Below are 24830 nucleotides of genomic sequence, written 5' to 3' on the forward strand. Positions count from 1 at the left end.
GCGTAAGCGGCGGCGGCAGCGTGAACTTCGACACGCCGTGGAACAGCAACATCCTCAGCGTCCAGAGCGGCATGAGTAAAGGCTGGAACTCCACGCTGACCAGTGACGGCAGCGTGGGCTGGTCCAAAGAGGCCATCGCCGCCGGGAAAGGCACCGAAAGCGCAGGGGTGATTGTCAGTACCGGTCTCAAATCTGATGAAGCGCTGACCCTGAAGCTTAACGGCCGGGCAGAACGCATCAAAGGGGATAAGACCTGGCTGTCGCTGCCGGCATACCAGGCTTATGACCTGGAAGTGATGAACAGTGAAACCGGTACGGAAAGCTATGAGATTGGCGCGAATGCGCGTCGCCATATCACGGTTTATCCGGGCAATACAGTGGTGATGAAGCCGCAGGTGAAGAAAATCGTCACTCTGTTTGGTCGTCTTGTGGATGCAAACGGGGCCCCGATTGGCGCCATGCAGATCAAAAACCACGTCGGGCTGACCCGGACGGAAAACGACGGACGCTTCGTGATCGACGTTGATAAGAACAACCCTGTCCTGAGTATCGCCACGCCGGACGACAGCGTCTGCGAAGTGCGCCTGGACATCGAGTCTAACCGCGGTGCGCTGTGGCTTGGGGACATCTCCTGCGACAAAGGCGATTTCGTCTGGCAGGAAGCAAAAGGAACGCAGGAACGTGACGATGAAAAAGATATTCGCTCTTAATTTACTGCTGATGAGCGCGGCGGCCCAGGCGCAGGAGCTGCCCTATTTCGCCATTAATAACCCGGACAATAACGGTACGGGAAACAGCGCGGGGCTGTTTAGTCTGAACAGCACGTCGACCGCGTTTTTACACGGTTCGCGCGAGTGGCCGACCCTGAGTGCGAAAACGAATAACGGTATCGCCACTTACATCCCGGACAACAGCTTCAACGGCCCGGCAGGCAGCGCGTTAACTATCGACTTTTCGGTGACCGGTTCCAGCGCTTCTCCGTTCTTTAAAGGGACGGCGTGTTCCTCGTCCTGCGGCAACACGGGGTACACCCCGACGACCAGCTATACCGACACGTCGATGGTGGTTAAGCCGCCGGTGATGGAGCCCGGCACGTCATACGGGCGCTGGGTACTGGGCGATCCGTTCTTTAACTATTTGCTCAACGCCGCGCCAGGGGATGAAGTGACCATCACCTCCACGCCGCAAATCAGCTCAATCAACAAAGTGACCACCACCAATACGCTTCACAAGGTGGGCACGCTGACCATGACCAACTCCAGAGCGCTTAACCTGGGTATTGACCCGATCAGCGGCGAGGTGACGATTGTCGATGGATCAACGGGGGCCACCTGCACCAAGTACACCCGTAATACGGTCTCTGGCGTCCTGTGCGACCTGCTCGAATACACGTTTGTTGGGGAAGATATCTCCGGTTACAACGGAGGGCTGGCGCTCACCTCTTCCCGCGTCAACAGCGTGCTGCAATCGCACATGAGCGGCGGCACCGGGCTTGCCGCCGAGCTGACCTTCGATGAAAACACCTGGTACAGTATCTCCGGCGGTATCCTGAGCGATACGCGTGTCCTGGCGAACACCTTCCTTGCAGCGCCGCAGAAAAACGGCGGCAAAGCGTACCTTAAAATCTTTTTGCCGAAAGCGTTAATTCTGAGCGTGGCGCAGGCGGGGGACGGCAGCAACATTGGCAATATCGTCAGCCTGTGTCTGACGCCCGGCAACAGCTCGCTGGCGGCGGATTTCTGCTTCCAGCCGGGGGGCGGCCTGGTGATTAACCCTATCGAACCCGGGCTGGAAATTGTGCCAGACAACCCGGATTACACCCTCGATCCTGACGGTCTGGGCGGCTCAGGGAAAGGCACTATCGGCGAAGCGCCCATTGAGATCCCCTACACCATCACCTACAGCGGGGCGCAAAAAGATGCGGCGATTGCGGTCACGGTAAAAGTCACCGGGCCTACCCAAAGCCTGAATGGGGTGGACTACTGCGCCTTTAGCGGCAACGGCTTTACGGTTCCCATTCCGGGCAACGTGCTGGTGGGGAAAAGCCAGACGCTGATGGCGCACAACTGTAAAGGCGAAGTACTGTCGATCCCGGCGCCGGCCACCCATGCGGAAGAGTGGGACAAAATGAGTTCCGGCGTGACCGATATGTGGCTCTGGAAAACACCGCTGATCCTCCAGTTCGTTATGGATAATCCGGTATCGAAAACCACCTATGACGGAAATAGCTGGTTTGGTGAAGTGACCGCGCAGGGAAGAATAGATGTTAGCGCATCCTGGAATTAATCAACCATGACTGGAAAATTCCTGGCTATTTTTGCAATAAATTGCTTCATTTCCACAGGGGCAAATGCTTTAATTATCGAAAGTCTGAATATTGATTTTCTTCCCGAAAGAGAAGTTGTTTTTCAGCCGATAAAAAACGATACCAGCGAGCGTCAGAATTATACCGTGTCGCTTATTCAGGTAGACGTTCCTAAAGAGAAGGGAAAAGAAACCGAAATAAAAGACGGCGAAGTCATGTATTCGCCTAAGCAATTAACGCTGGGGAGCGGTGAACGCGCGGGTTTTAAATTTTATTATACCGGCCCGCATGACAACAAAGAGCGATACTATCGCGTAAAATTCACCGAGACGCCGCTCCAGGCAAAGGTGATCACGCGCAAAGGCCAGCGCATCCAGTCGGATGTGGTGGTCTCGCTTGAGGCTATTTTGATTGTCCGCCCATGGACACGACATTTTGATTATGCGTTTAGCAACGGGGTGGTGAGTAATACCGGGAATACCTATTTTAAATATGTTTCCTCGGTCGGGTGCAGTACGCAATACAACAATTCAAAATATATTCCACCGGGGCAACGGCTGGAAATAGATAATGCCGGGCAGGCTGCAAGGCGGATGATTATTTATGGCAATAAAATCATTCCGCTGACCACCTGCCCGTAGCAACCGCTTTCCTTCATAAAAGGAAATTAGCCTTTAGCATCATGCTAAAGATCCATCACTACAGGAGATAAAAATGAAAGCGATTTCATTCGTAGAAGCGAAAGACATTATTGGCGGCGCGTTAAACCCGTTCGCTGGTCTGGTTAAAGGTGCACAGCTGGGTTACGACACCGGCGCCAGCATCATGGGCATGGTTGGCGGTGTGGTTGGCGGAGTTCTGGGTGGCGCAATGGGCTTCCTGGGCGCGCTGGTTGGTAGCTACAACTAATTCACGTTAACAGGAAAAGTATCATGCAAGTTATCGATTTCAAAAAAGCACAGGCCATCATCGGTGGTTGGGATCCGTTTGCTGCCGCTATTCAGGGCGCAAGTGCGGGCTATAACGCGGGCAGCCAGATGTTAGGCGCGCTGGGCGGCACCATCGGCGGCGTATTCGGCCTGGTGGGCGGCTTCATCGGCGGTTTCTTCAGCGCCTAAGCGAGAAGCACGTTGTACGCATGGCCCGCATTGCCGGGCCATTTTTTTATTTCAGCCACGGATCATTATGTTTTCGCTCTTTCAGTATAAAAAACAGGGTAAGACCCCTGTTATTCGCCAGCATGAATTTACCGAATGTGGACTGGCCTGCCTGGCGATGGTGTTGGGGCACTACGACCACCATGTCTCCGTCAGCCAGCTGCGCCGGGAGATTTCCGTTTCCGCCGATGCGGGAACCTCAATGGCGGAATTGATGACCCTTGCCAGCGATAAAAATATGTCTGGCCGGGTGCTTAAAGGCGAAATCACTGAAATAGAAACGTCTGAGCTGCCGCTCATCGCCTTCTGGCGCGGCAACCATTTCGTGGTCATCGTGAAGATCGACAGCCGCAGCGTGACCGTTCACGACCCGGCCAGCGGCGTGCGTCGTTACCGTCTGAAAGAGGCGGAAAAACTCTTTTCCGGCTATGTGCTTGAGCTTAAGCCCACGCCGTGCTTCGAAAAGAAATCCCCGGATGAAAAGCTCACGCTTGGCCGTTTAGCCAATAAATCTCCGAGCCTGTTCCAGCGCCAGCTGCTGCTGTTTGTGCTCTGTATTTTTACTCTCATCACCATGCTGGCAAGCCCCACCTACGTGCAGCTGATTATGGATGAGGCCATTTCCCGCAGCGACAGCGATCTGGTGATCCTGCTCACCGCGATCTTCGCTATCGTCTTTATCTTTGAAGTCATCGGTAAATTCCTCAAGCAGCTGCTTGAGATCCTGATGCGTAACATTGCCTATGACGATTTAAGCCAGTCCGTGCGCCACTACATGCTGCGCACCCAGACCAGCTGGTTCCGCTCGCGCCCGCCGGGCATCGTGCTGGCTATTGAGAAATCGCTCCACGCCTGCGCGGAGTTCATCAGCAATGGTTACGTGCAAATTCTCTTTTCCAGCCTGATCGCCGTCACCAGCCTGCTGTTTATGCTGCTGTATAACGTCAAAATTGCGCTGCTGACAATGCTGCTGATGGGCGTGTTTTTTCTGATCCGCTTTTCGCTGATCGGCCCCTATCAACGCGCGGTGGATGACTCCATCGAGCGCACCGCCCAGTATGAGTCTCTGCTGGTGGAGACGCAGAAAGGGATCATAACGCTCAAAGCGAACAACATGGAGCAGGCCCGGGATGCGGTGATGGACAAATCCCAGCGCGAGCACATCGCCGGGCTGATGCGTAAAGAGCGGCTACTGGCCCGCTTTGACGTGGCTTCGCTGCTGGTGATCAATGCCGAGCAGCTGCTGGTGGTCTGCTTTGGCGCGTGGCTGATCCTGGAAGGGCAGATGAGCATCGGGATGCTTTACGCCTATATCAGCTATAAGCGCTATTTTTCCGATGCCATGGTGCAGGTGGCGCAGAAGCTGCTGGACAAAAATGCTCTCAAGGGGCCGCTGGATCGCGTGGGCGACCTGCTGTTTGCCCCCTCTGAAACCAGCCAGTTTGGGAAGCGGATTGTCACCTCGCCGGTCTGTCTGCAATTTGAGGATGTCTCATTTGCCTATCCTGGCCGGGAGGCCACGCTACAGCATATCAACATGACCCTGAAGCAGGGCGAAGAAGCGGTGATTGTGGGCCAGAGCGGGTCGGGAAAAACCACGCTGCTGCGTCTGATCTCCGGCATGCTGCTGGCATCGTCTGGCACGCTGCGGATCAATAAGATCCCCATTGAGGAGTGCGATCTTTCCTCGCTGCGTCAGCACATCCGCATCGTCCATGCGGACGATATTCTCTTCACCGGCTCGATTCTGGACAACATCGCCTGCTTTGACAGCGCACCGGATAAAGAGCAGGTCATTGCCGCGTGTCGGCTGGCGGAGGTGGACCACGTCGTCGCCCGGCTGCCGCACGGCTACGAAACGGAGATGCTGCCGGGGAACACCTTTTTCTCTGCCGGGGAGATGCAGCGTCTGGTTCTGGCGCGCGCCCTGTACAGCCAGCCTAAGCTTCTGCTCTGTGACGAAGTGACGGCGAACCTGGATAAAACGACCGCGCAGAAAGTGCTGGCGAACCTGCGTAGCCTGGGGATTGGCCTGGTGTTTGTCACCCACTCGCCGGACGTGGTGGGCTGTCAGGGGCGTCTCTATACCATGGAAAACGGCACCCTGCGGGAGAGTGAGCAATGATGCTTTTGCCGCGTCTCTATGCGCGACTCTGCGCGCGCCAGGCCGGGCGCACGCTGCTGGCAAACCGGATCACGCAAAACTACAGCCAGTTTATGCGCTGCCCGGAGGCCGATGTTCCGGCTGATTTTCTGCATCAGAATGCGCATGAGCTGAGCGGGTTTAACTTCGTGGAGCAGATCTTCCCGCCCGCGCTTTGGGCGCGCAACGTTCGTTTTGATCTGCACGGGTACGTGGCGCAGTGGACGCGGGAGCAGGCATTTTACAGTTCATCTCGCACCCTGCTACTGGGCATGCGCTGGGCGGGCTTTGGTCTGATCGTGGATGCGCTGCTCGCCACTGCGCCAGCCGATGTGCGCTTTCAGTTTATTACCCGTCACCCTGCGCTGCATAAGCTGATGGCCGCGCACGAAGGCCGACGCGCCAGCTCGTTTTTCGCCCCTCACCGCCTGGTGACGGTGCTGCTGATGGACGAACGCCTGCCGGATGCGCCGCTGTTCTCCACCCAGGCAGGGGATCAAAAGGCGTGGTTAACGGACGTCTCAACGCGGTTTTTATCGCGCTATGGCTACAGCGTCCGAACGCTGCTGCCGATCTGTTCGCTGCACGCGGCGGAGTTTGGGCTGGAGAGTCAGGCGTATGCGCCGGAGGATTACCGTCAGGCCGCCGCCGACACGCTGAACGCGCTGCGCAAAACCCCCACGCTCTGGAGTGCATGGGATGATCTTTCAGTGATTTATCATGGATGACATATCGTGAAATTAAAAAACCGAAGCGGACAGCGGCGGGCGCTGATCCCGCATCACTTCTCAAAAAGCTATCACATCAACGCGCCACGGCTGAAAGCCGTGCTGACCTTGTTCATCGCCTTTTTTCTCTGCCTGCTGGTCTTTGCGATTGTCTTTAATTTTTCGGAAACCACGCTGGCACGCGGGGTGTTGATCCCGGCGCAGGGCGATGTGGAAGTCCGCGCCAGAGAGTCCGGTACCCTTGTCGATTTTGCCGTCCGGCCCGGTCAGTACGTGAAGGAAAACGATCCGCTGTTCACCGTGTCGCAGGACTATGGCGGCAAGCAGGGCTCGGTGGTGCAGTTTGACCGCCAGCAGATGGAAGCGGAGAAGAAGCGCAGCGAGCAGCGCATTCAGGCCATTGAGGACTCGATTGCGTCGTATCGCAAAAATCTGGCGCAGCAGCTGGCTCTCACCGACAAGCAGATCGCCGTTTCCCGCGATAAGGTGAAGAAGCTGCGCGCGCTGTTAAAAAACAGCACCGACACCTACGAGGCGTGGAAATCCGTCTCCGGGAAGGGCTATGTCTCCAGAGTGGATCTCGATAAAAGCCACAATGATGTGCTCAATGCGCAGCTCAACCTGACGCTGGAGGAGAGCACTATTCTTGAGCTTGAGGCACGCAAAACCAGCCTGACCGACAGCACCCAGTCGCAAATTGACTCTCTGAGCGAAGAGCAGCTGTATGTGAAAAACCGCATCAGCGAAATCGATCGCAACCTGTCCAGCCGGGGAAGTTCCACCATGGCGATGCTGGCCCCTGCCGATGGTTACGTGGTGGCGATTAACTTCCCGCCTGGCCGGGCCATTACGCAAAATAGCGAGGTGGTGGTGGTGATCCGTAAAAATACCGCGGCGACGATGGAGGGGTACCTGTATGTTCCGGCAACGGGGGTGGGGCGCGTGGCGAAAGGCGATAAGGTCAAGCTGCGCTTCGACTCCTGGCCCGTGGACAAATACGGTTCCGTGGAGGCGACGCTGTCCGATTTCTATGAGGTAAACATTGATGCCCATTCGGCGCTGATCCCGCTCCAGGAAGGGCAGAACTACTACCTGGCTAAAGTGCGCGTCCCCTCCTGGTTTACCGACCCGGACAAGAAAAAGCGCATGCTGATGGGCGGGATGACGGTGAACGCCGATATCGTTATCGATCGTAAGCCGCTTATCAATCTGCTGATTGCCCCGCTGGAAAGGGTGCGCAAGCGGTTTATCGATTGACCCGATTTCATCGATCATCGCCCTTTGGCCCACATTCTTAACGGCACCCTGGGGCTATTCTCCTTCTCATACCAACCGGAGGATAGCCCATGAACATTACGCAAATTCGCAATGCCACCCAACTGATCACTTACGCGGGAAAACGCTTTTTAATCGACCCAATGCTGGCGCCAAAAGGCACTTATCCGGGTTTTCCCGGCACGGCGCGGGCTGATATTCGCAACCCGATGGTCGAGCTTCCCGTTGACGTTCAAACGCTTCTGGATGCTGACGCGGTGATCGTCACCCATACCCATGCCGATCACTGGGATCAGTACGCCGTTGAGCTGATCGCCAAAGGCAAGCCGATCTACGTGCAAAATGATAGCGATGCCGCGCTGCTGCGCAGCCAGGGATTTACCAACCTGACGATCATGACCGGGGAAACAACATACGGCGATATCCGGATAGTGAAAACCCACGGCGGCCAGCACGGTACTGACCGCGCTTACGCCGTGCCGGAGCTGGCAGAGTTTCTGGGGGAAGCCTGCGGCGTGGTGTTCCGTCATCCCGATGAGAAGACGCTTTATATCGCAGGGGATACCATCTGGCGCGATGCGGTGGCGGCCGATCTGCAAAAGCACCAGCCGGATATCGTCGTGCTCAACGCCGGTTACGCTCATGTCATTGGGTTTGGGCCGATTATCATGGGGGAAGAAGATCTGCTTAACGTGCATTTCCTGCTGCCGCAGGCGAAAATCGTGGCGACCCATATGGAAGCTATCAACCACTGCCTGCTGACCCGCCGCGCGCTGCGCGAGTATGTTGACGCCAACGAGATAAGTGACGCGGTGAGCATTCCTCAGGACGGCGAAACCGTTATATTCTGAGTGTTAAAGGGGAAAGGAGAGACAGATGCCGCTTGTTAACGTTGCTATTGTCGCGGTGGACGGGTTTAGCCCGTTCCACTACTCCGTCCCCTGCATTCTGTTTGGCGATACGGTATCCGGGGAAAAGCGCTTTAACGTTACGATCTGCGCTGAAAAACCGGGATTCCTGACCTCGAAAGACGGTTTTGCCCTGCATGCGACGCAGGATTTTTCTGCAATCGCATCGGCTGAAATTGTGGTTGTACCCTACTGGCAGCACGTGCTGGAGCGCCCGCCTCAGACGCTGCTCGACAGCCTGGTTCAGGCCAGAGACAACGGGGCGGAAATTGTTGGGCTGTGTCTGGGCTCGTTTGTACTGGGCTATGCGGGCATACTCAGCGGCAAACGGGCCGCCACCCACTGGGAGTTTGAACACCAGTTTCAGACGCTGTTTCCGGACGTTCGACTGGACATCAACGCGCTCTACGTGGACGACGGCAATGTGATCACCTCGGCAGGTACCGCCGCCGCGCTCGACTGCTGTTTGTATATCATCCGCCAGCGCTTTGGCAGCGTTGTCGCCAATCAGATTGCCCGCCGGATGATCGTCCCGCCGCACCGCGAGGGCGGGCAGGCGCAGTTTATTGCGCAACCTGTGCCGAAAGATACCCGCGACGGGCGGATTAACTGTCTCATTGACTACCTTCAGCAGCACATTTCCGAACCGCATAACCTGGATTCGCTGGCGGACGTGGTGTCGATGAGCCGACGCACGCTGACCCGCCATTTTATCAAGGCGACGGGCATGAGCGTTGCCGACTGGCTTACCGCCGAGCGCCTGCGGCGCAGCCAGATCCTGCTGGAGTCCGGCAGTCTGCCAATCGAAAGCGTCGCTGAGCAGGTGGGGTTTTTATCAGCGGTGACGTATCGGCAGCAGTTTAAGGCGCGCTTTGGTGTCAGTCCGGCGGAGTGGCGTAAGACGTTTCGCGTTAAGCCGTATGCAGCGAAAAATAATGCTGGCGCGATGGAATAAAAAGACGTGGGCGGCTTCTTTGCCTTTAAAGCTGGCGGCAATGGATATGCATCAGACGGGTTACAAGCACTTCTCTTCCGGTTAAGATAATCCACGTTACTTTCCAGAAGAAAAGGTAGTGGCATGAACAATATTGAAACGCAGTTACTTGAATCAGGTTTCACCGTAAAAGAATTAGCGTATCTGAACCGAAACATTAGCCGTTATGGTTCATCCCTGCTCGAGGTAGTGCTTGAGTTAGGTAAGCGATTTATCATGGTTCTGTGTATTACTGCGACTGTGGCCCTGATTTTCCTGGCGCTTCTTTTTTTCGCTGAACATTATAATATTGTTTCCGGTGGCATTTCTCTTTTCATCGTATTGATTATTGCCTGGTTTTTTCAACCCCCGATCATTACCTACAAAGCCTGGCGCTTCAGAAAGAAATACATTAGTTCTGTCCAGACGCATTAGAAATTAAATCAAACGAGACTTTTGCAGAGACACCCCAGCCGACAATTTTCATAGTGAGCGCTGCGCGATTCATTCCGTCGACTTTGCGGTAGAAATCCAGCGGGAGATAACGAAACAGACGCCATGATTCGGGTTTCCGGATGGCGCCAAATACCGTATAGACGCTTGCTGCCAGGCTTACGCTATTGAATACCCCAAGTGCTGATTCACGTTTAAATCCCATAAACTGAGCGATATCCATGACGCCATCTGCCAGCATACCTTCGGAGTTTGGTTGATGTTGAAGCGTTCTGTTAATTTCTTTTGAAATGGCATTTACACCATCCATAACCAGAATCGCTCCTGCAAGCGCACCCACTGGATTCATTGTCATCATTGCACCAACACCTGCAACAATCTGTAACCCTGAAAGCACAACCTTAATCGATGAGATAACGTAACCGACGACTTTGTTATTTTCTTTAACCAGTTCAATCTGAGCAAAAAGCTGAGCTGTACCGGAGCGAAGCATTCTGCTTTGCTCAAGAAGACTTTCGTTCTCAGCCCGGATGTTTTTCAGGCATTCCATGCACTCCTCATCACTTCTGGCTGCCCGGGTAGCACTAAATTGTTGCATCACAAACTGCCGAATATCATCCATAAATTTAATCCGTGCGAGTCCGTCGCTGAGATGTTGCCCTCCGACAATATTCGCAGTATTGATGAGCTTGCGGGCTTCAAGATTTATCATTGTTTCAGCCCATGCGCGGGCGTTCTGACCAGGGAAAATTACAATATCCATTTTAATTTTCTCATCTGATAACCAACGTTTACAGATTATCCTGACATCAGAAACTGGCAACAATAAATTGGATAATCTGTCGCGAGCGCAGAATTCGCCGAAGGTATATACCGACGGAAATCATCTTCGTCGTTGATGGCGACCTTGAAAGTGGTGACAGCATAAAAGAAGTGCATTACCCCAGCCGCTCCATCCGTGTCTCCCCCTCCGCCATCGACAGCTGATACAGCGAAAACGATCGGTGCTTCTCAATCAAATGCGCCAGCTCCGGCGAGTGGCTGGTGAGCCAGATCTGCGAATAGCGGCTGGCCTCGGCAATGAGGCTTGCCAGGGCGGGCAGCATCTGCGGATGCAGGCTGTTTTCCGGTTCGTTGAGGGCGATAAATGCGGGAGGGCGCGGGCTTAACAGCGCCACCGCCAGGCATAAAAAACGCAGCGTGCCGTCGGAGAACTCTGCCGGTTCCAGCGGTCTGCTCAGCCCCTCGCGCTGCATCATCATGCGGAAGCGCCCGCCGGTGTTGTCGCTGTAAAACACGCAGCCGGGGAAGGCCTGGTCGAGAATGCGCATCAGCAGCAGCTCGTCGCCAATTTCGACAATGGTCTGAAACGCGGCGGCCAGGTTCGCGCCGTCGCTGGCCAGCACCGGGGAGCGGAAACCCACCTGCGGCGCGCGGATCGCCGAGCCGGATGAAACGGAAAACTCATGATAAAAGCGCCAGTTACGCAGGGACTCACGCATCTGCGACACTTCGGGGTAGAGGTGCGGTTCACCGAGCTGACCGAACACTGACTCGTTCTCATACAGCGTACCGCTGTGGGTCACTTTTTCGTGATGTACGTTGTTCAGGAATACGGCCTGGTTCTTACGCTTCATCAGCTGTGACGACGGACGACGGTGCTGGCCGCTCAGCCAGATAGATTCCTCTTTGATCACCGGATCGAGCTGAAACTGTGAGGGGTAGGGCAGCTTTTCCACAAACCCGACCTGAAGCTCATATTCATAGGTTTCCGTTTCCACCGCCAGGTTCATGCGCCGCAGCTGGTCGCTGCGGGTTTTGCCCGCCCAGAACACTTTCAAAATGCCCCCCTCGTTTGCCAGCGCCTGGGAGAATTGCCCCTGCGCCGCGCTGTGCATCAGGTAAATCGCCTTATAAATATTGGATTTTCCGGTGCCGTTGGGGCCGAACACGATATTGAGCTGTTCCAGCTCAAGCGACATATCGCGAATTGAGCGGTAGTTTTGAATATGCAGATTTTTGATCATCGGGTTACTCCGCTGTGCACGCTTAACCTGTACAGAATTACAGTATTTTACGCTGAGCGCAAAAAAAAGACGACAGTGAGGGTGTCGTCTAAACGGGGTACAGCTTTGGGCCTCTGTGGGTCAATGGGGCCTTCGCTTCTTTCTTATCAGGTAACGGCAAGACGCAGACCCAAATCATCAGGATAGGGATCAAAGTAGTTTTGCGTCATCAGATACCGGTCAGGGTATTCAGCCAGATAATGCTTAAGCAGCGTCAGCGGCGCGAGGATCGGCAGCAGTCCGTCCCGGTAATGCAGGATCACATCACGCAGTTCTCCGCGCTGGCGGCTGTTCAGCTGGTTACGGAAATAGCCCTGAATGTGCATCAGCACGTTAGTGTGATTCTTCCGCGAAGCAGGTTTTTTCAGGATGGTCATCAGTTTGTCGCGATAGGCCACGAAAAACGCGTCCAGATCGTCCCACTCGTGCAGTGATGCCACGAACGGGCCAATTTCACGGTAGCCTGCCTGATGGTGCGCCAGAAGCTGAAGCTTATAGCGGCTGTGAAAGTCCAGCAGAGCACGGCGCGTCAGGCCATTTTTACGCATTACGTTCAGTTCGTGGAGGGCAAAAACGCGCTCAACAAAGTTTTCCCGCAGTACCGGATCGTGCAGGCGACCGTCTTCTTCGACGGGCAGCCAGGGGAAAGTTTCAAGGAGGGCGGCGGTGAACAGCCCGACACCCTCCTTGCGGCCCCGGTTGCCGTTTTCGTCGTACAGCCGCACGCGCTCCATGCCGCAGCTGGGGGATTTTGCACAGACGATAAACCCCGACAGATCGCCGATTTTCGGCAGATAATCTGCCGTAAATGCAGCCATCTTCTGCGTGACGTCATCGTGGGGCGCTTTGCTGAACCGCATTTCTGTCTCGCCGCCGGTGGTCATCACCAGGCGCAGCGCCGGACGAGGCGTGGGCAGGCCGATAGCCATTTCAGGGCATACCGGGCGGAAAGCGACCCACTGCGCCAGCTCATCCATCACAAAGCCCATACGCTTATGCCCGCCGTCAAAGCGAACGGCGGAACCGGTCAAACATCCGCTAATACCCAGCACAGGTTTTGTTGTCATGGTGTGCACCTCCCGATCTCATATCTAAAAGTTACACAACAATGCGAGTTTGTCCAAGTATTGGCGGGATTATTTTTTAATCGTCTTTAAAATCAAGAGCAATCAGCTGCCCTTGTAGGTTGAGTAACCGTACTGGCTGAGCAGAAGCGGGATGTGCAGTTTTTCATTGGTGCGGGTGACGGTGAACAGCACCGGCACTTCCGGGAAGAAGGAGTCCAGCTTTTTGCCGTGGAAGTAATCGGCGGTTTTGAAGGTCACTTTATACACGCCAGGTGCCATATCCTGATCCTGCGGATAAAGCGATTTAATGCGCCCGTCGTGGTCGGTTTTACCGCTGGCAATCGGGGTCCACTTGTCCTGCTCCTGCTTCTCCAGCGTAACGGTCACATCCGCTGGCGGCATACCGGTTTGCTGGTCCAGAACGTGGACGCTCAGGGTGCCTGCCGGGGCGCTGAATGCGGCAGGCGCGAAAGCCATTGCAGCCAGCATCATCAGAGGGAGTGTCTTTTTCATCGTGTTTTCCTGTTGAGTTGTCGGTGACAGGAAAACGTTAGCACTCGCTGCGCGAAAAAATATTCAACTTTTCGTGAAGATTGCCACAGCAGAAAATAATCAGAGGATAATTACCTCAAGGGAAACCTGCTGCTGCCACTGCGCAACCTGCTTTTTCCGCGCGGCGGTGAGTTTGCCGCTGGTGACCAGCAGCCATTTGCGATCCGGGAAAATTTCCGGGGCCAGCGCGGCAGGGGGAACCGGCAGGATGTCGATGCGGTGGCCCTGGCCGGTGCGCGTTAACGCTTCGAGCCAGATTTCACACGGGTCGTTGAGGTACCAGCCGCTGATGAGAACGTTATCGCCCGGCGCTTTTTTATCGCCCTCAAGGCAAAACGAGGTATAGGCGATGAGGATGCCGTCGAGGATCTCACGCAGCGTCATGGCGGCGGCGACGTTGGCCGATATCTGGCTGCGCAACGGACGCAGCACGTTAGTGACCAGCTCTGGCCTTGGGTATTCGCGTCCGGCGTCGTAAATCATCTGACGCAGGGATTCAATTTTCCCCTCCTGCAACTTTTGCATCATGGCCTGTTGCAGGGTTTGCCAGTTATTGGCGCGGCGCGGCACAGGGCGTTCCAGCAGTGATTTAACCTGACCGATAGGTACGCCTTTTTTTACCCAGTCGAGGATTTTCAGCGCCTGCTGAACGTCCTCATCGCTGTACAGGCGGTGACCGCCGTCCGTACGCTCGGGTTTGAGCAAGCCATAGCGTCGCTGCCACGCCCGCAGCGTGGTGGCGGTGATGCCGCTGAGTCTGGCGAATTCGCCGATGGAGTAAGCCATGTCTGCATCCGAAGAGAAGGAGTTGTCTCAATATACTACGAATATTCTCCGACGGGATGAAGCGCCGCACGGGTGCGCTACACTTAACGTCCAACCGCGTAAATGAAAGGAGTTCTCATGAGGCTATGGCCTGTAGTTACCGGTGTCGCCATTGCGCTGACTCTGGTTGCCTGTAAATCTCCCACGCCGCCGAAAGGCGTGCAGCCCATTACCGGCTTTGATGCCAGCCGCTATCTCGGCAAATGGTATGAAGTCGCCCGACTGGAAAACCGCTTTGAGCGCGGTCTGGAACAGGTCACCGCGACGTACGGCAAGCGCAGCGATGGCGGTATCAGCGTACTGAACCGCGGCTATGATCCGGTGAAGAACAAATGGAATGAGAGCGAAGGAAAGGCGTACTTTACCGGCGAACCGACTACGGCTGCGCTGAAGGTATCGTTCTTCGGCCCGTTCTACGGCGGATATAACGTGATCAAGCTGGACGATAAGTACCAGTACGCGCTGGTCAGCGGCCCGAACCGTGACTACCTGTGGATTTTATCGCGCACCCCGACCATTCCGGATGCGGTAAAACAGGACTACCTGAACACCGCACGCGGTCTGGGCTTCCGGGTCGATCAGCTGGTGTGGGTGAAGCACTAACCTACTGATACGAAAAGGTGATGCTTGCCAGGGCATTGGCCGAGCCGGGGACCAGGTCTCCGGTTCGGATGTACTGCGCCTGGAACGGCAGCGACAGCGTTTGTGCTGCGCTGGTGGTCTGGATGAAAAACTGTCCCGTCGTGCCTGCGGCCGAGCTGTCTGGCCCCATCATCAGCGGCCCGGTACCGTTATAGAAAAACTGCACGCCAATGCCGGAGGCCGTGGAGTCCCCGGTCAGCGTCACGACCGACGAGATATTTGACGGTGTGGTCTGATCGGTCATCACTGCGTTAACCGCCACGTTCTCATCGCAGGTCAGGCTGACGTTAAACTCCCCCGACGGCGAGGTGCTGCCTACGCTGGGCAGCGTGTGAACATCAATGGTGCCCAGGTCGACGTTGGCGCTTTTTGTGCCTACCGTGCAGCCGCTTGCCGTCACCGTGATGGTGGTGGGGTTGATGATCACCTGCGCGGTTTTCACTTCGTTGTTATAGGCCGTCAGGATCGCCGCGTTAATGGTCGGGGTCTGGTATACGCCGGATTTCAGCGGAACGCCGGTCTTGATAAACGTCACTTTTGCTGACCAGCCCAGTGCGGTGGCGTAACCGTTAGTCCCATCGGCCGGATAGCTCTGCGTAATGCCCGTCTGCATCGGCACATAGGTGGTGCCGTTATAATCTTTGAGCCCAAGAATGAAGCCGATGCCGGGCACGCCCGTTTCAAATACCATGTAATTTGCGCCATCAAGAATAACCGTGATGCCGGTGGCGGTTATACTGCTGCTCGGCTCCAGCGTCCCTTTGGAGCAGGTAAATACCAGGCCGCACCAGAACACTTCCGAGACGCTCGCAGAGGCGCTCCATTCAGAGCCGATCGTCTTTCCAGGCACGATGGAGTCTGCCGGGCCGGACCATGACATGGGTGTTGGCGAAAGGGTGATATCCGATGTCCAGGAGAGGGCAAGTGCCTGAGAGGACATAAAAAACAGGGCTAAAAACAGTAAACGCATTATTGATACTCCGTCGTCCAGGTCGCCACTGCCGAAACGTCTCCGGCATTGACCGGCGCACCCGTGGCGGTCAGTCGCGCATAGAAGGTCATTTTTACGCTGTCATCCCCCGCCGCGCCGTAAGCAGCGGTTTGGGTGTCCAGCGGAATAAGTACGCTGTCTTTATCCAGAATCTGCACTGCCACGCCGGTCGCGCCACCGTCAGCGACTTTCAGAAGCTGCGGGTTTTCGTCATCCGGCGTACCGCTGAAGCGGATTTTCACGCCAGCAAAGGTGGGGCCGCACGCTTCAAGGGTGAGCGTGAAGGGCGTTTTGATATTGCTGACCGCCCCCGCCTCGCTAAATTGCTTCACGCCGAGGGTGCCCAGCGGCACGTTTTGCTCCTTCGAATCTTCCGAGACAATGCAGGTATTGCCGATCACGTTGCCGGTCACGGAAACCAGCACGTCATAGCCGCGCGCGGGGACGGTGATGACCATCAGCAGGATCAGGGGGAGGAAACGGACGGTTACTGACATATGGCCTCCTGGGAATAAAGCCCGGTGCGGGCGTGATAATTCTGCGGGTTCAACGCATAGCGGATCGTGCAGCGCTGGGCGCTGTCGCGTCCCCATACGGCATGCAAGGTTCCCTGCGCTGACAGGCCGGTCAGATACACGCTGCCGCCGTCGCCGACGATACCGCTGGCTTTGTCATCCTCTGACGAGACCAGCGTGCCGAAGGGGAGCACGTCTTTAGCGTGACGTACGATAAACATCGCTTTTGCTCCCTGACGCGTGGTGAGGGTGGCGCGAACCAGTGCCCCGTCGGTGGGAATTTTATTGGCGATGGCGTTCTCAAGTTCCACGTCATTGCCCACGGCGGTGACATCCAGCGCAACCTGATTAACGCGATACGGCGTGGCGTACGGGATCACCGCATAGCCCCGGCTGTCGGTTTTGATGCCCTTGTGGTTGAGCACGGCGACATGGCTGGCGCCCGGGGCTTTCACCAGAATATTGGTGTTCCCGAGCGGCTGGCTCAGCGTCAGACCATCCTCATGCAGCACCGCTCCGCCGCTCATCCCGTAGCTGAGGTTGCGGGAGTCACCGGCGTAGCTGTAGCCCAGGTTATAGTCTCCCCACGCGCCCTCGTATTGCAGCGCGGCATCGCCGCCGTAGTGCTGCTGCGCGCTGTAGCGCTGGTTGACGCTATAGAAAAGATTCTCCTGCCCCGGCAGATAACCACTGACACCGGTACTGGCGGTGGTGCCAGCGGGATCCGCATGGGTAGCGGTAAAACGGAGACGGGTCGACAGCGCCGGATTACCCAGCGGCACCGACAGGGACAACGCGAGGATATTGTCTTTCTTGTTGTCGTACAGGCCAGAGCTACGCTGGGCGCTGATGCCAAGCGACAGGTTACGAAACGTCGCGTTCCACGCGAACTGCAAACTTTGCGTGGTTTTTGACGTATTCCAGTAGGTTTGTTGATCCCAGGACAGCGACAGCGCGCCGTATTCGCCCATCGGCTGCGACAACAGCAGCTGATTTTTTGCCTTACGCGACATATGCAGGTTGTAAACCGTGTCGTAGTGAGTGGTGACGGTGCCATCGTCTTCCACGGTCTGTTCTGGCGCTCCGCCCGCCATGCCTTTGTAAGTGGTATCGCTGAGAGTATAAAACCCTGCCGTTGAGTAACGCAGCGAGAAGAAATTGACTCGCGTACCGATATCGTTCAGCAGCTTGCTGTACCGCAGGCGCACCGAATCACCGGTGTAGTGCTGGTTATCAGCCAGCTGGCTGCGGGCATGGGTGAGGTCGAGAGAGTAGGCGCCAAAGCGGCCGAGATTCTGCCCGATCCCGAAGGCCAGGCCGGTGTAGCGATCGGAAAACTGCGCCCCGCCATAAAACGTGAGACCGTATCGCCAGCCCAGGAACAGCTCGCCCTGCGCGAAGGAGGGCGAGATCTGATTGCCCGCAGGGCGGTATTTCCCCGCACCCAGAGCATATTTGACCTGACCGTTACGCACCAGATTCGGCACGCTGGCAAAGGGCAGGGTGTATTGCGTCTGGCTACCGTCGCTCTCCTGAATGGTGACCGCGAGATCGCCGCCGGAAGAGGTCGGATAGAGATCTTTCAGCACAAACGCCCCCGGCGGAACGGAGGTTTGATAGATGACGTTACCGTTCTGGCGAACCGTCACCGTGGCATTGCTGCGCGCGATGCCGCGCACTTCAGGCGCGTAACCGCTCAGGCTGGCGGGCAACATATTGTCATCGGTCTTCAGGGCAATCCCACGCAGGCCAACGGCGTCAAACACCTGCGAGGAGGTGAACGTTTCACCGGCATAAACCTGGGCACGCAGGGCGCGGATATCCCGCTGTAGCCAGGTCTGGACGTGGGTGAGCTCGTTACTCTCTTTGGTCCACGTGGTGAAATCACGCAGCCGCCATGCGCCCAGGTTGGCGCCGCTGTTCAGGCTCACAAACAGCTGTTGTTCCCGCGTGCGCGTCTCGCCCCGGTAGTCATTATTCGCGCCATTGACCACATAGTTCAGCCACGCGGCAGGGATGCCGGACTCCCAGCTCTCCGGGCTGACGTATCCGCGCGGCAGAGCGCGCATCGCGCTTTGCGGTACGGTGAAGTTGAGGGTAAGCGTCCTCTGGTCAAAATCAAACCGGGTATCGGCGAATGACTGGGTTAAAAAAATGCAGCGCTGCGCAGGCGCCAGCTCACCCCCTTTAGCCTGACGGCTGTCGATGCCAAGTGCGGCGAATTGTGCAGGCGTAAGGCACGGCAGGGCTTCACCGGCGGTGCTTTCAGCGACGCGAAACGTGACGTTACCTGTGAACGCGAACTGGGTATTGATATACACGTTAAGATTGTACTCGCCCGGCGGCAACGCGCTCCCGGCGTTGACCCAGGCGAGATCGGCGCTGTTGGCGCGCTCGCCGTTGAGAAACGCAGGATTAAATTGCAGCTCGCTTTCGGCAGCCACGGCTTGCCGAATCACCAGGGCGATCGCCGTGGCGCACAGGATTTTAATTTTCATGTGGTCACGCCTTACTGTTTTTATTATTGGGACAATGACGTGCGGGTGACGGGCGTCCAGGCCCCATAATCGTTAATCGTCTGGTAGCTCATGCTGCTCGCATGGCTGAAGGTGTCTGCCAGCGTCACGCTGGCTTTCGGCGGTACCATGACGGGCGATACCGGCCTGCCATCAATTTTCACGTTAATGGTGGTGAGGTAATACGGCGTTGGGTTGGTCAGCGTGACCTTGCCCGCGCGGTAGGCGCCGGCAAGGTTTTTCCATGCCTCCCCTGCACCTTCCCTGAGCCGCTCCGGGCGATAAAAGACCTTGATGCGGTTGGCAGAGGCGAATTGCAGCGAATTGCCGGAACCGTTTTTAACCTGCTGTGGGATAGCTTTGACCGTCATCCAGTACAGCGTCTCGCGATCGGCTGGCAGGGCGTTGCCGCTGAACATGATTTTCACCGCGCTTTCGCTGGCGGGCTTCATGACGTACAGCGGCGGCGTGATGACGAAGTCGTTGGTACGGCTCCCTTTCTCGTCTTCCATCCATGACTGGATCAGGAACGTGGCATCAGGGTGGGTATTTCTTACCTGCATCATCGTCTGCGTAGCCGCGCCGATGTAGACCAGCCGCGTTGCGCCTAACCCCACGCCGCCTGCATACACGGCGGATGAACATAACGTGCCAGCCAGACAAATCCATGTGTTTACGCGCATAGTGCGTCTCCTGAAAGCTGAGTCAGACCCGGCCAGCAGACCGGGCCTGAAGATTACGAATAGGTCACGGTGTAGGTGGCGACCGCGCTGGCATCACCCGCCGTGGCGTTGCCCAGTGGGGAGTAATATTTCGCGCTGAAGTTCAGGGTGTTCGCCCCCGCACGCAGGGGGATCGCTGCTGCCGGCTCACCCAGCCTGACGACGTTGCCCTGTTCGTCATAAAGACGGATAGCGACATGCTGCGCCGAGCCCGCGCCGCCGTTTACTCCCGCGGCCAGGCTATTCACATCGGTACTGTCCGGCGTACCGGTGAAGGTGATAGCCACGGTCGTTGCGGCGATGGGGTTATTTTCCGTGGACGCGGAGGTATCGGCGATTTCGCAATCCTCCAGGGTGATGGAGAAGGCTTTTGCGGTACTGGCTTCACTGCCTGCGGCAGCCAGCGTGGCGGTACGCACTTCCCCCATGTCGACGTCGATATTGGCGCTACCGGCGCTGATGGCACAGGCGGAGGTCACCACTTTACCGCTGAAGTTAACCGTGCCGCCGCTGGTGGCGGCGGCCAGTGCTGAGCCCGCTGGCAGCAGGGCGGCAATGCTTAATGCCAGCAGAGAATGGCAAGTAAGGCGTGCTTTCATTTCATAGTTCCTTGGTTTTTTTATTACGAGATTTGCTCTGAAAGCGGCAGGTCTAACTGGTTAAAAAGACCAGCAAATCTGTCTTATTCCTGAGCCCGAGTTTCCTTATCGCTGAGCTTTTTAAGGCGCTCACGCGGCGATAAGAAAGTTTCTCCAGTTCTGCGATGTAACGTATATCCAGTCCGTTCCTGAGTTCCTTTAATACCCTCCTTTCTCCAGGCGTCAGCGATAACGCCGCTGGCTGCTTTTGGGGCCGATAATGGCTATCGACCATTTTTGCTAGCTTTATCCGCCACTGATAAACCGTGTTCTGTAGCGAGATATAGGCATCAATATCTTCCCGGACCCATAACAGGGAATGGGCAGAGGTTGAGTACAGGCAGATCATCACTTCAGGGTGCGTGGCTTTGATTTTTTTTAAATATTTCAGTGAGTCATACCCTGTATGGTATTTCTCTGCGCCGGATATAAATAAGATATCGACACGAATCGACGACAGCGCCTTATCCAGTTCCTGATAACCTCCTTCGATGATAATGATGTGAAGGTCGTCGCGGATGCTGCTTAATAATGTTTTAATGCCGTTTCTTGCATAATGATCGCCGCCCATCAGTGCAACAGTTATATGCTGTGTTATTTGGCTATTGTTCGTCATGTTAATCCTCGATTTATAATAGTAATCAGGCGAATTATTTATAAGGTTATCGCCAGTATTCTCGAAGCAATGACGTATTGCATAGTGTAGGCCTACTATACGTCGGCCAATAAAGAGGTAATCTGAATTAATCTAAAATTGTATTAATTACTAAGATCGAGACCGGTTACGACGCTTCCCTCTGATTGGTCTTATTCCGCTTCGCTTTCTGTAAATTATGATAGCTTCTATTTTTAATGAAAATTTAGCTTTGATAAATGTTTTGTAAGGAGTTTGTCGTCTGGTGTCAGTGCGGGTGTGAAGTTGCTGACGGGGAATAACAATTTACGAATGTTATCATCGATAAAAACTGATAGAAAGGTGGCTGAAAAGCATACAAAAACCATATAAGTTATTGATATTGTTCTGGTTGAGAAAAGTTAAGGCTTAAGGGTGCTGAATATTTCAGACACGCATGTCCGTGGCGTACAATGTTTTTTTATGTAGGTATTTGTCAATGTCAAGAGGCGAGGAGTGCGCCAAAAGGTGAGGCTCTGATAAATGAGATGCTGCCGGTAGTGAGATACTTCTGTGGAGCGGAAATTCACTTCACAAAACATCATAATGAGGATGATCGCGGATGAAGTGGCTCTGCAAGCCGCATTCTACAAGGGTTGAGTTCTTATGCAGGTTCAGTGAAGCTTAAGGGATGAAATATAAATTAAGATTTTTCGCCAATGGCGAAGATATACAGCATGCCGTTAATCAGTCACATTAATCCCGACGTGAATGTCATCCCATACATGCGGTGACCCAGGTTCAACATCTGTTAACCGGAGAATTCATACTGCCCCTATGCATAAGCATTACATTATAAATAATATCGTCGAATTTCATCCTGCGGCCAGCACGTTACGTGATATCAACAATCCTGACCGTGTGGTTGTGTTAAATTCGCCAGCAGGCCGATGCCTGTTGTTATTAATCGACAGAGCGGGGTCGATTGTCACTCAGCAAGAGTTCCTTGATATTGTCTGGCAAAGCCGCGGCATGCTTGTCTCCTCCAATACCTATTACCAGAACATCTCCATCCTGCGCAAAGGGCTCAAAAAGATTGGTTTTGAAACTGACCCTATCGTTACCATTCCGCGGATTGGGTTGACGCTGGCAAGCGACACGCAAATAACCGTCAGAGAGTCTTCACCTGTCGCGCCTCAACCCGCAGAGGAACAATGTGTGGAGGCGCCAGCGATCGAGGAGGTCTCTGCATCCTCCGCGCCAGCAACGCCCGTTGCCAGGAAGCCCACGCGCTGGCTGGCTGTTGTCATGGGGCTATTGATCGTCCTGGCCGGGGCAGGCGTGACGGGATATATGAACGCCACAGAAAACCGTTTTGTTGAGGATTACCGTTTTGCGGCATCCGTCGGAGCCTGTCGCGTTTATCTTGCGAACGACATTCAGACTCACGCTGAACGCGCTTCCGCGCTGACCTATGTGGAACAATTCAAGGCTGAATGCGCGCAATATCCCTGGGTTTACATCAGCTGGTACGCTCTGCTTCCTCGTGCGTCGGTTATTCGCTGCGACCGGCCAATGAAAGAACCGAACCGCTGTATATCTGATTATTTCCTGAAGGATAGCTAGCATGACTCGTTTTCGGCAGATGCTGTATATCATCGTGACGGGCCTCGTCACGGCAGGTGTGCTGACGGGCTATTACCTGTGGCACCGAACTTACGTTCAGCCTTTTTCATGCCAGGCTAATCTGGTCCAGCACCATCCGGATGAGACGCTGACGGTCTGGCTGAATTACACCTTCGACGGGAAATTCGGCACCCTGAGCATGAATGGCCGGGCAAAGAGCGATCCGGGTAAAACCATCGACAGGAAAATTTCCTTTCGGGTGGAGAGACAAGATCATCTCTATTTGCTGACGTCAGAAAAAAATATGACGTTCCCGGACGATAATGTTGACGACAGCTGGCTGGAAAAATATGAACCGCAATTTTTTGTCTATCCGGGCAAGAGTATTTATATGCGGATCAATGAACAACATAATGGTAACTATATCTTTACCTTAGGAACATTACCGACATATGTGTGTCGTGGTTCAAAAAAAGAATGATATAAACGAGAAAAACATTATATTTCCCTCCCTTCTCATTTATGCTTGATTTAAAATATCAGGATTATCTTAGAAATATAAAGTGCGACAGATCATGTTGCGATAATGTAATTAATTTTAAATTTGGCAAGTAAATGAAAAGTGTATTTGACTCCTCCGATGGGGGGAAATCAGTACCGGAAAAGTGTCTGCATATTGGGTTGATATTATGGCCCCGTTATTCACTCCTGGCCGTCTCCGGGTTGCTGGAGGCGCTGCGTTATGCAGCGAAAGCTCAGGATAAATTAGCATTTAAAATCAGCCTGATAAGTGAATTTCCTGATATCCCGATTATCAGCAATGCGGGGATTATCATGAGACCGGATTCCACCCATGCGCCGCCGGACAGTTTTAACTACCTTGCTGTTATCGGCGGTGAATTGCAGTATCTGGACTTAGGGTATCAGGGGGATAAAGCGTATCTGGCACATGCCCACCATGCCGGGGTTCCGCTCATTGGCATTGGCACCGGCAGTTTTGTCCTCGCACAGGAAGGATTGCTGAATGAACGACGAGCGTCCATCCATCCTTTCCACCTTGATGCATTTCGGCAGGCTTTCCCGCTGGTTTATGCTGAGCAAGGGTATGATTTCATCGACGATGGCGATGTGCTGACCTGCCCGGGCGGTATTTCCACCCTGACGCTGGCAACTGAGCTTATCCGCGCCCATGCCGGGGATGATATCGCCAGCACCACCTGTCAGCGTTTGTCGCTCGTTCCGCATGAAATTGCCACCCCACGTCCGGCGAATCTTGCGCTTATCCCTGACTCGCGGTTGCGCCGCGCCGTCATGCTGATTGAACAGTTCCTGACCCGGCCGCTCACCACCGCCGGGCTTGCGCGAGAAGTGGCATTGAGTGAACGCCAGCTCAACCGCCTGTTCCACGCAGAATTCGGCAAAACGGCCCGCGAATTTATCCGCAGCGCCAGGCTGCGCTATGCTTGCTGGCTGCTGAAGAACTCACAGCAAAGCGTGACGGATATTGCGCAGCGGATGGGATTCAGCGACTGCGCGCACTTTATTCGTCATTTCCAGACGGAGTATGGTTGTACGCCTGGCGTGTGGCGCACGTCGCAGAGCTGAATATCATTACATTGCTGCCCTGAAACTTTACTCAACCGGAATATCACCATGAAAATAGAAGCCGCACACCCCTCGCAATTTGAACGCCTCGTCGCAGTCTGGGAGTCGTCAGTTCGCGCCACGCACCGCTTTTTGCAGGAAAGCGATATCGCGGCGCTGCGTCCGTTATTGCTCAACGCATATTTGCCTAATCTCAGGGTTGTGATTGCCCGGGATGACGTGGGTATTATTCACGGCTTTTTGGGCGTGGATAAAAATCGCATTGAAATGCTGTTTGTGGATGATGCGAGCCGGGGGAAGGGTATCGGGAAAATGCTGCTGCAATATGCCATTGCAGAATTCGGCGTAAATGAAGTGGATGTGAACGAGCAGAATCCGCAGGGGGTGGCGTTTTATCGTCATATGGGGTTTGAGCAGGTCGGGCGCTCGGCACTGGACGGGCAGGGGAATCCGTTTCCGCTGTTGCATATGCGGTTGAGTGGACAGGCTTAACGCCCTCTTCTGTAAAAG

At 55.0% G+C, this 24830-nt stretch carries 27 protein-coding genes; 16 read left to right on the forward strand and 11 right to left on the reverse strand.

The genetic code is table 11. The features are described 5' to 3' along the window. The first annotated feature begins 20 nt into the window (after positions 1-20). The 11 genes from ACOTXD_RS17585 (at position 21) to ACOTXD_RS17635 (ending at position 9924) form a co-directional block, all read left to right on the forward strand. Positions 21-710, forward strand: coding sequence for a CS1-pili formation C-terminal domain-containing protein (locus ACOTXD_RS17585; protein WP_241237771.1), 690 nt, complete (start codon positions 21-23; stop codon positions 708-710). Continuing rightward, positions 688-2286, forward strand: a complete 1599-nt coding sequence (locus ACOTXD_RS17590) for a receptor (RefSeq protein WP_421766473.1) — start codon at positions 688-690, stop codon at positions 2284-2286. The genes ACOTXD_RS17585 and ACOTXD_RS17590 overlap by 23 nt, the downstream gene beginning before the upstream one ends. Positions 2287-2292: 6 nt before the next feature. Continuing rightward, positions 2293-2946 (forward strand): hypothetical protein, encoded by a 654-nt coding sequence (locus ACOTXD_RS17595; RefSeq protein WP_006812468.1) that lies wholly within the window; start codon positions 2293-2295, stop codon positions 2944-2946. A gap of 73 nt (positions 2947-3019) precedes the next feature. Then, positions 3020-3214 (forward strand): hypothetical protein, encoded by a 195-nt coding sequence (locus ACOTXD_RS17600; RefSeq protein WP_022646586.1) that lies wholly within the window; start codon positions 3020-3022, stop codon positions 3212-3214. 23 nt (positions 3215-3237) lie between these two features. Continuing rightward, positions 3238-3423: a hypothetical protein gene (locus ACOTXD_RS17605; protein ID WP_001196016.1), complete on the forward strand. Its 186-nt coding sequence runs from the start codon at positions 3238-3240 to the stop codon at positions 3421-3423. 67 nt (positions 3424-3490) lie between these two features. Continuing rightward, positions 3491-5587, forward strand: a complete 2097-nt coding sequence (locus ACOTXD_RS17610) for a peptidase domain-containing ABC transporter (protein ID WP_017383654.1) — start codon at positions 3491-3493, stop codon at positions 5585-5587. Then, entirely contained in the window at positions 5584-6333 is a 750-nt protein-coding gene (locus tag ACOTXD_RS17615; RefSeq protein WP_045332981.1) for a hypothetical protein, read from the forward strand. The genes ACOTXD_RS17610 and ACOTXD_RS17615 overlap by 4 nt, the downstream gene beginning before the upstream one ends. 6 nt (positions 6334-6339) lie before the next feature. After that, entirely contained in the window at positions 6340-7590 is a 1251-nt protein-coding gene (locus tag ACOTXD_RS17620; protein WP_023315115.1) for an HlyD family secretion protein, read from the forward strand. Positions 7591-7679: 89 nt separating this feature from the next. Next, positions 7680-8459 carry an MBL fold metallo-hydrolase gene (locus tag ACOTXD_RS17625; RefSeq protein ID WP_022650121.1) on the forward strand — a complete coding sequence of 260 codons (780 nt, stop codon included), beginning with the start codon at positions 7680-7682 and terminating at the stop codon, positions 8457-8459. Positions 8460-8484: 25 nt separating this feature from the next. Then, positions 8485-9471 carry a GlxA family transcriptional regulator gene (locus ACOTXD_RS17630; protein WP_022650122.1) on the forward strand — a complete coding sequence of 329 codons (987 nt, stop codon included), beginning with the start codon at positions 8485-8487 and terminating at the stop codon, positions 9469-9471. Positions 9472-9594: 123 nt separating this feature from the next. Next, a complete protein-coding gene (locus tag ACOTXD_RS17635) occupies positions 9595-9924 on the forward strand; it encodes a hypothetical protein (protein ID WP_023315117.1) in 330 nt (109 codons plus the stop codon). Here the strand turns inward: ACOTXD_RS17635 and ACOTXD_RS17640 are convergent. The 5 genes from ACOTXD_RS17640 to ACOTXD_RS17660 form a co-directional block, all read right to left on the reverse strand. Continuing rightward, on the reverse strand, positions 9902-10705 hold the full coding sequence (locus tag ACOTXD_RS17640) for a DUF4225 domain-containing protein (RefSeq protein ID WP_061856881.1): 804 nt from the start codon (positions 10703-10705) through the stop codon (positions 9902-9904). The two genes, ACOTXD_RS17635 and ACOTXD_RS17640, sit on opposite strands and share 23 nt — an antisense overlap. A 175-nt stretch (positions 10706-10880) precedes the next feature. Next, the gene (locus ACOTXD_RS17645; protein WP_006812462.1) at positions 10881-11969 is read right to left on the reverse strand and encodes an AAA family ATPase; all 1089 of its coding nucleotides are present in this window, start codon (positions 11967-11969) and stop codon (positions 10881-10883) included. Between the two features lie 146 nt (positions 11970-12115). Continuing rightward, positions 12116-13075 carry a YbgA family protein gene (locus ACOTXD_RS17650; protein WP_022650125.1) on the reverse strand — a complete coding sequence of 320 codons (960 nt, stop codon included), beginning with the start codon at positions 13073-13075 and terminating at the stop codon, positions 12116-12118. A gap of 102 nt (positions 13076-13177) precedes the next feature. After that, entirely contained in the window at positions 13178-13588 is a 411-nt protein-coding gene (uraH, locus tag ACOTXD_RS17655) for a hydroxyisourate hydrolase (RefSeq protein ID WP_022650126.1), read from the reverse strand. A gap of 99 nt (positions 13589-13687) precedes the next feature. After that, entirely contained in the window at positions 13688-14413 is a 726-nt protein-coding gene (locus ACOTXD_RS17660; protein ID WP_023323942.1) for a MerR family transcriptional regulator, read from the reverse strand. Positions 14414-14530: 117 nt separating this feature from the next. Between ACOTXD_RS17660 and ACOTXD_RS17665 the strand changes: the two genes are divergently transcribed. Beyond that, a complete protein-coding gene (locus ACOTXD_RS17665; RefSeq protein ID WP_003860954.1) occupies positions 14531-15055 on the forward strand; it encodes a lipocalin family protein in 525 nt (174 codons plus the stop codon). A 1-nt stretch (position 15056) separates the two neighbouring features. On the opposite strand, the gene ACOTXD_RS17670 is transcribed toward ACOTXD_RS17665, so the two are convergent. Genes ACOTXD_RS17670 through ACOTXD_RS17695 form a run of 6 tightly spaced genes read right to left on the reverse strand, consistent with a single transcriptional unit; the run spans position 15057 to position 21092 of the window. Further along, positions 15057-16064 (reverse strand): fimbrial protein, encoded by a 1008-nt coding sequence (locus ACOTXD_RS17670; RefSeq protein WP_022650128.1) that lies wholly within the window; start codon positions 16062-16064, stop codon positions 15057-15059. After that, positions 16064-16582 carry a fimbrial protein gene (locus ACOTXD_RS17675; protein WP_023323943.1) on the reverse strand — a complete coding sequence of 173 codons (519 nt, stop codon included), beginning with the start codon at positions 16580-16582 and terminating at the stop codon, positions 16064-16066. The genes ACOTXD_RS17670 and ACOTXD_RS17675 overlap by 1 nt, the downstream gene beginning before the upstream one ends. Beyond that, entirely contained in the window at positions 16573-19098 is a 2526-nt protein-coding gene (locus ACOTXD_RS17680) for a fimbria/pilus outer membrane usher protein (RefSeq protein WP_061856880.1), read from the reverse strand. The genes ACOTXD_RS17675 and ACOTXD_RS17680 overlap by 10 nt, the downstream gene beginning before the upstream one ends. 23 nt (positions 19099-19121) lie before the next feature. Then, positions 19122-19799: a fimbrial biogenesis chaperone gene (locus tag ACOTXD_RS17685; RefSeq protein ID WP_061856879.1), complete on the reverse strand. Its 678-nt coding sequence runs from the start codon at positions 19797-19799 to the stop codon at positions 19122-19124. 53 nt (positions 19800-19852) lie between these two features. After that, positions 19853-20437, reverse strand: a complete 585-nt coding sequence (locus tag ACOTXD_RS17690; RefSeq protein WP_003860947.1) for a fimbrial protein — start codon at positions 20435-20437, stop codon at positions 19853-19855. A 52-nt stretch (positions 20438-20489) separates the two neighbouring features. After that, positions 20490-21092, reverse strand: a complete 603-nt coding sequence (locus ACOTXD_RS17695) for a helix-turn-helix domain-containing protein (RefSeq protein WP_022650132.1) — start codon at positions 21090-21092, stop codon at positions 20490-20492. Between the two features lie 834 nt (positions 21093-21926). Here ACOTXD_RS17695 and ACOTXD_RS17700 point away from each other — a divergent pair. The 4 genes from ACOTXD_RS17700 (at position 21927) to ACOTXD_RS17715 (ending at position 24812) form a co-directional block, all read left to right on the forward strand. Next, positions 21927-22715 carry a winged helix-turn-helix domain-containing protein gene (locus ACOTXD_RS17700; RefSeq protein ID WP_022650133.1) on the forward strand — a complete coding sequence of 263 codons (789 nt, stop codon included), beginning with the start codon at positions 21927-21929 and terminating at the stop codon, positions 22713-22715. 1 nt (position 22716) lies between these two features. Beyond that, positions 22717-23196: a hypothetical protein gene (locus tag ACOTXD_RS17705; RefSeq protein WP_017693981.1), complete on the forward strand. Its 480-nt coding sequence runs from the start codon at positions 22717-22719 to the stop codon at positions 23194-23196. Positions 23197-23549: 353 nt separating this feature from the next. Then, positions 23550-24320, forward strand: coding sequence for a GlxA family transcriptional regulator (locus tag ACOTXD_RS17710; RefSeq protein WP_263740538.1), 771 nt, complete (start codon positions 23550-23552; stop codon positions 24318-24320). A gap of 48 nt (positions 24321-24368) precedes the next feature. Further along, on the forward strand, positions 24369-24812 hold the full coding sequence (locus ACOTXD_RS17715; protein WP_045332974.1) for a GNAT family N-acetyltransferase: 444 nt from the start codon (positions 24369-24371) through the stop codon (positions 24810-24812). The last annotated feature ends 18 nt before the right edge of the window (positions 24813-24830 follow it).

The organism is Enterobacter cloacae complex sp. CDL013 (assembly GCF_049238805.1).
In the GTDB taxonomy this organism is placed as follows: Bacteria; Pseudomonadota; Gammaproteobacteria; order Enterobacterales; family Enterobacteriaceae; genus Enterobacter; species Enterobacter hormaechei_C.

Coding starts and splice junctions, on each gene's coding strand:
- ACOTXD_RS17605 (WP_001196016.1), top strand. CDS start 3,238: ATGCAAGTTATCGATTTCAAAAAAGCACAGGCCATCATCGGTGGTTGG.
- ACOTXD_RS17650 (WP_022650125.1), bottom strand. CDS start 13,075: ATGACAACAAAACCTGTGCTGGGTATTAGCGGATGTTTGACCGGTTCC.
- ACOTXD_RS17615 (WP_045332981.1), top strand. CDS start 5,584: ATGATGCTTTTGCCGCGTCTCTATGCGCGACTCTGCGCGCGCCAGGCC.
- ACOTXD_RS17625 (WP_022650121.1), top strand. CDS start 7,680: ATGAACATTACGCAAATTCGCAATGCCACCCAACTGATCACTTACGCG.
- ACOTXD_RS17695 (WP_022650132.1), bottom strand. CDS start 21,092: ATGACGAACAATAGCCAAATAACACAGCATATAACTGTTGCACTGATG.
- ACOTXD_RS17660 (WP_023323942.1), bottom strand. CDS start 14,413: ATGGCTTACTCCATCGGCGAATTCGCCAGACTCAGCGGCATCACCGCC.
- ACOTXD_RS17610 (WP_017383654.1), top strand. CDS start 3,491: ATGTTTTCGCTCTTTCAGTATAAAAAACAGGGTAAGACCCCTGTTATT.
- ACOTXD_RS17590 (WP_421766473.1), top strand. CDS start 688: ATGAAAAAGATATTCGCTCTTAATTTACTGCTGATGAGCGCGGCGGCC.
- ACOTXD_RS17705 (WP_017693981.1), top strand. CDS start 22,717: ATGACTCGTTTTCGGCAGATGCTGTATATCATCGTGACGGGCCTCGTC.
- ACOTXD_RS17665 (WP_003860954.1), top strand. CDS start 14,531: ATGAGGCTATGGCCTGTAGTTACCGGTGTCGCCATTGCGCTGACTCTG.
- ACOTXD_RS17715 (WP_045332974.1), top strand. CDS start 24,369: ATGAAAATAGAAGCCGCACACCCCTCGCAATTTGAACGCCTCGTCGCA.
- ACOTXD_RS17670 (WP_022650128.1), bottom strand. CDS start 16,064: ATGCGTTTACTGTTTTTAGCCCTGTTTTTTATGTCCTCTCAGGCACTT.
- ACOTXD_RS17675 (WP_023323943.1), bottom strand. CDS start 16,582: ATGTCAGTAACCGTCCGTTTCCTCCCCCTGATCCTGCTGATGGTCATC.
- ACOTXD_RS17645 (WP_006812462.1), bottom strand. CDS start 11,969: ATGATCAAAAATCTGCATATTCAAAACTACCGCTCAATTCGCGATATG.
- uraH (WP_022650126.1), bottom strand. CDS start 13,588: ATGAAAAAGACACTCCCTCTGATGATGCTGGCTGCAATGGCTTTCGCG.
- ACOTXD_RS17685 (WP_061856879.1), bottom strand. CDS start 19,799: ATGCGCGTAAACACATGGATTTGTCTGGCTGGCACGTTATGTTCATCC.
- ACOTXD_RS17630 (WP_022650122.1), top strand. CDS start 8,485: ATGCCGCTTGTTAACGTTGCTATTGTCGCGGTGGACGGGTTTAGCCCG.
- ACOTXD_RS17640 (WP_061856881.1), bottom strand. CDS start 10,705: ATGGATATTGTAATTTTCCCTGGTCAGAACGCCCGCGCATGGGCTGAA.
- ACOTXD_RS17595 (WP_006812468.1), top strand. CDS start 2,293: ATGACTGGAAAATTCCTGGCTATTTTTGCAATAAATTGCTTCATTTCC.
- ACOTXD_RS17690 (WP_003860947.1), bottom strand. CDS start 20,437: ATGAAAGCACGCCTTACTTGCCATTCTCTGCTGGCATTAAGCATTGCC.
- ACOTXD_RS17700 (WP_022650133.1), top strand. CDS start 21,927: ATGCATAAGCATTACATTATAAATAATATCGTCGAATTTCATCCTGCG.
- ACOTXD_RS17600 (WP_022646586.1), top strand. CDS start 3,020: ATGAAAGCGATTTCATTCGTAGAAGCGAAAGACATTATTGGCGGCGCG.
- ACOTXD_RS17635 (WP_023315117.1), top strand. CDS start 9,595: ATGAACAATATTGAAACGCAGTTACTTGAATCAGGTTTCACCGTAAAA.
- ACOTXD_RS17710 (WP_263740538.1), top strand. CDS start 23,550: ATGAGACCGGATTCCACCCATGCGCCGCCGGACAGTTTTAACTACCTT.
- ACOTXD_RS17680 (WP_061856880.1), bottom strand. CDS start 19,098: ATGAAAATTAAAATCCTGTGCGCCACGGCGATCGCCCTGGTGATTCGG.